Origin of the sequence: Actinomadura sp. KC216, from assembly GCF_004348535.1 — a bacterium.
Classification (GTDB): Bacteria; Actinomycetota; Actinomycetes; order Streptosporangiales; family Streptosporangiaceae; genus Spirillospora.
The window spans coordinates 1-4,226 of record NZ_SMJX01000494.1; the positions used below are offsets into that span (position 1 = coordinate 1).

Below are 4,226 nucleotides of genomic sequence, written 5' to 3' on the forward strand. Positions count from 1 at the left end.
GCCCCAACACCCCGCACGCCCCATCGACCCCGCATGTGGCAAGCCCTCAGCGGGACCCTGGCTGTGGGTCGGTCCTGTACCGCGCCTGGCCGTCCGCCCGAGACCGGGCCCGCCCTCCGTCTCGCGGAGGCCCCGGCGCCCAACACCCCGCACATCCCATCAACCCCGCATGTGGCAAGCACGCAGCGGGCATCTTGGCTGCTGGTCAGTCCTGTGCCTCCCTAGGCCGTGCGGCCGAGAGTGGGTCTGCCCACTGGCTCGCGGAGGCGCCGGCCCCCGCTGCGTGACCATAGCCCCCAAATGCTCCAGCACCCCGGCAGGGTCATGCATTCCGTTCCTGTCCATGCCCCCGGCGCATGGCTGCTCTTCCGCGAACCCTGTGGGAGTGGTGCTTGCGCAGTGCTGCTGGGAGTGTGCGGGCTGACATCAGCCGTCGCCGCAACCCCGCGACGACCTCAACGTCTGCGATCGTGTCCGAAGGCAGGTTCGAGCTTGCGAGAGCCTGATCGCGCAGCGAGCCGCCAGGCGAGACGGAGCGATGCCAGCGATCGCGCGCGGCGCCCGACGATGGAGGCCCTCCAGGGCCGAAGGAGGAGGGCGACGCCAATAAGCACACCGGCACTGCAAAAAACACGCTCCTGGACCCTCTAGGCTTGAGGAATGGCCGAGTACATCTACACGATGCAGCGTGTGCGCAAGGCACATGGCGACAAGGTCGTCCTCGACGACGTCACCCTGCACTTCCTTCCGGGCGCGAAGATCGGTGTCCTGGGACCGAACGGCACCGGTAAGTCGACGCTGCTGCGCATGATGGCCGGTCTGGAACAGCCGTCCAACGGGGACGCGCGCCTCATGCCGGGGTTCTCCGTCGGCATGCTGCAGCAGGAGCCGCCGCTGAACGAGGAGAAGACCGTCCTCGGGAACGTGCAGGAGGGCGTCGCCGAGACCAAGGCGATGGTCGACCGGTTCAACGAGATCGCCGAGAAGATGGCGACGGACTACTCCGACGAGCTGATGGCGGAGATGGGCAAGCTCCAGGAGCAGCTCGATCACCGGAACGCGTGGGATCTCGACAGCCAGCTCGAGCAGGCGATGGACGCGCTGCGCTGCCCGCCCGGCGACGCCGAGGTGACGAAGCTGTCGGGCGGTGAGCGGCGCCGGGTCGCGCTGTGCAAGCTCCTGCTTGAAGCCCCTGACCTGCTGCTGCTGGACGAGCCCACCAACCACCTCGACGCCGAGAGCGTCCAGTGGCTGGAGCAGTTCCTCGCCAAGTACGAGGGCACGGTTCTGGCCGTCACCCACGACCGGTACTTCCTCGACAACGTCGCCACGTGGATCCTGGAGCTCGACCGGGGCCGCTGCTACCCGTACGAGGGCAACTACTCCGTCTACCTGGAGAAGAAGGCCGACCGGCTGAAGGTCGAGGGCAACAAGGACGCCAAGCGCAAGAAGCGCCTCCAGGACGAGCTGGAGTGGGTCCGGTCGAACCCGAAGGCGCGGCAGACGAAGAGCAAGGCCCGCCTGGAGCGGTACGAGGAGATGGCCGCCGAGGCCGCCAAGACCCGCAAGCTGGACTTCGAGGAGATCCAGATCCCGCCGGGCCCGCGCCTGGGCAACACGGTCATCGTCGCGGACAAGCTCACCAAGGGCTTCGGCGACCGGATCCTCATGGACGACCTGTCGTTCAACCTGCCCCCGAACGGCATCGTCGGTGTCATCGGCCCGAACGGCGTCGGCAAGACCACGCTGTTCCGCATGATCATCGGCGAGGAGCAGCCGGACGGCGGCGAGCTGCGGCTCGGTGAGACCGTCAAGGTGTCCTACGTCGACCAGGGACGCGGCGGTATCGACCCGAAGAAGACGGTGTGGCAGGTCGTCTCGGACGGTCTCGACCACATCAACGTTGGCCAGGTCGAGATGCCGTCCCGCGCGTACGTCGCGGCGTTCGGCTTCAAGGGCCCTGACCAGCAGAAGCCGTCGGGCGTCCTGTCCGGTGGGGAGCGCAACCGCCTGAACCTGGCGCTGACGCTCAAGCTGGGCGGCAACGTCCTCCTCCTGGACGAGCCGACCAACGACCTCGACACCGAGACCCTGTCCAGCCTGGAGAACGCCCTCCTGGAGTTCCCCGGCTGCGCCGTGATCACCTCGCACGACCGGTGGTTCCTGGACCGCATCGCCACGCACATCCTCGCGTGGGAGGAGGGCTCGAACTGGTTCTGGTTCGAGGGCAACTTCGCCGACTACGAGAAGAACAAGATCGAGCGCCTGGGCGCCGACGCCGCGCGCCCGCACCGCGTCACGCACCGCAAGCTCACCCGCGACTGATCCCGTCGCTCAGCACCCCCGAGGCCGTGTCCAGCGGCCTTGGGGGTGATCTGTGTTCCAGGCGTGCCCTTGTGTTAGGCCCATCTTCTGGCGCTCTGTTCCCTGTTGCTGTTCACCGGGGCGGCAGGGTGATTTTCCCCATGGCCGGATACCGGATCGAATTCTGTTCGTGGCCGGACGGGGCCTTTCCAATTTCTGTTACGGAGCTGACGGCGGGCATCAACGCAGGTCGGAAGCGCGGCGAGGGCCGTCCGAAATGACCTGGCGGTCATTGGTGTGCCGATCACGCTCCGATATCGGTGCAGGTGGTGAGGTTATTTTTAGGAGATGTCAACGTTTGTGACCTCTGGCGGCAGTTATATGCGTAACACTGCTAGGGCGGAAGTCGCTCTCAGCATCGCGCGGATACCCCGAGGAGTCCCCGTGTTCGAGTCGCCGTCGTGGGAGGTCGCCGTGGTCGTCACGTCCACCGGCTCCGGAGCGGTGCGGTGAGCGCGGACCGGGCGGGCCGGGAGGCCCGCGAGACGCTGTCGTCGTTCCCCGCGTTCTACCGCTACTGGATGCCGCGCATCACCGGCTACCTGCGCTCGCAGACGTCCGACAGCCGCTGGGTCGAGGACATCGCGCAGGAGAGCCTGCTCGCCGCGCAGCGCCGGTGGGACGAGCTCGTCACCTACGACAAGCCGGGCGCCTGGCTGTTCCGGGTCGCGACGACCATGCTGCGGCGCTGGCAGGCGAAGGCGCGCGAGCAGTGCACGTCCCTGGACGAGATGATCACCCGCGGGGACGCCGGGCTGCCGAGTGCCGCGGAGCGCGGGACCGACGGCCGCCTCGACATCCTGGCCGCCGTGCGGAGCCTGCCGCGCCGCCAGCGGGAGGCCGTCGCGCTGCACTGCCTGCTGGAGTTCCCGCTTCCGGAGGTCGCCCGGATCCTCGGCATGAGCGAGGGCTCGGCGAAGACCCACGTGCACCGGGCGCGCAGGCGGCTGGAGGAGCTGCTCCGCGAGCCCGCGGTCGAGAAGGAGGGCCGGGCATGAACCTCGACGGCGTGCTGGCCGCCGCCGCGTCCGCCATCGTCCGGATGCCCGAGGACGAGTTCGCGGTCAGCCTCGTGCGGCTGCAGGAGGAGTTCCGGCGGCGGCAGTACGACGACATCGCCAGCGCGCGGCACGCGGCGTTCGTCGACTCCCTGGAGCTGGACCGGGGCGCCTACGAGCTGGGACGCCGCCACGAAATCGACGGCGACCTGGCCGAGGCGGCCCGCTGGTACCGGGTCGCGGCCCGCAGCGACCACGCGGACGCCTCGCTCCGCCTCGGCCGGACGCTCGACCTGCTCGCCGAGCAGTGCGCGGCGACCGGTCCCTACAGCGCCCAGCGGGAGGAGCTGCACCTGATCACCGAGGCCGCGCGGGCGTACGCGGAGGCTTACGCGGCGGGCTACCCGGAGGCCGCCGACCGGATCGACGAGATGCTCGCCGCGTTCACGCACAGGCAGCGGCTCCCGGAACCGGGCCGCCCGCGTCCCGAGGACGAGCCCGACGTGGACCGCTGCGCGCACGTCCGCGGCTTCGCGCCGGCGAACGGCGTGCTCACCGACGAGGAGATCCAGGAGCTCAGCCGGCACGCGGCGCAGTGCATGTCGTGCCTGGAGGACTTCGTCGACCTCGTCCGCGCGGCGGCCGCCGCGACCCCGACCGGCGCGGTCTCCGACCCGTACGCGTCCGCCCTGTGAGAGGAGCCGGCCCCTGCGAGGCGCCGGTCCTTTGACGGGACGGCGCTGTGACGGGACGGCTCACCTCGGTGGCGGGACGGTGCTGTGAGGGCGCGCCACTTGGCCGGTACGACCCCTGACGGCAGGCCCCCTGTGATGGGACTCCTCTCCGCAGGGGAGGGCAGGGGAG

The 4,226-nt window shown here is 69.5% G+C and carries 3 protein-coding genes; all 3 read left to right on the plus strand.

What is annotated here, in order from left to right; translation table 11 throughout:
- The first annotated feature begins 660 nt into the window (after positions 1-660).
- The 3 genes from ettA to E1264_RS40780 all read left to right on the plus strand — a co-directional run bounded on the left by ettA (position 661) and on the right by E1264_RS40780 (position 4,057).
- Positions 661-2,325 (plus strand): energy-dependent translational throttle protein EttA, encoded by a 1,665-nt coding sequence (gene ettA / locus E1264_RS40770; protein WP_132182635.1) that lies wholly within the window; start codon positions 661-663, stop codon positions 2,323-2,325.
- Positions 2,326-2,813: 488 nt separating this feature from the next.
- Positions 2,814-3,362: an RNA polymerase sigma factor gene (locus tag E1264_RS40775; RefSeq protein WP_132182637.1), complete on the plus strand. Its 549-nt coding sequence runs from the start codon at positions 2,814-2,816 to the stop codon at positions 3,360-3,362.
- Positions 3,359-4,057, plus strand: coding sequence for a hypothetical protein (locus tag E1264_RS40780; protein WP_132182639.1), 699 nt, complete (start codon positions 3,359-3,361; stop codon positions 4,055-4,057). Before E1264_RS40775 ends, E1264_RS40780 begins: the two co-directional genes overlap by 4 nt.
- Positions 4,058-4,226: the final 169 nt, after the last annotated feature.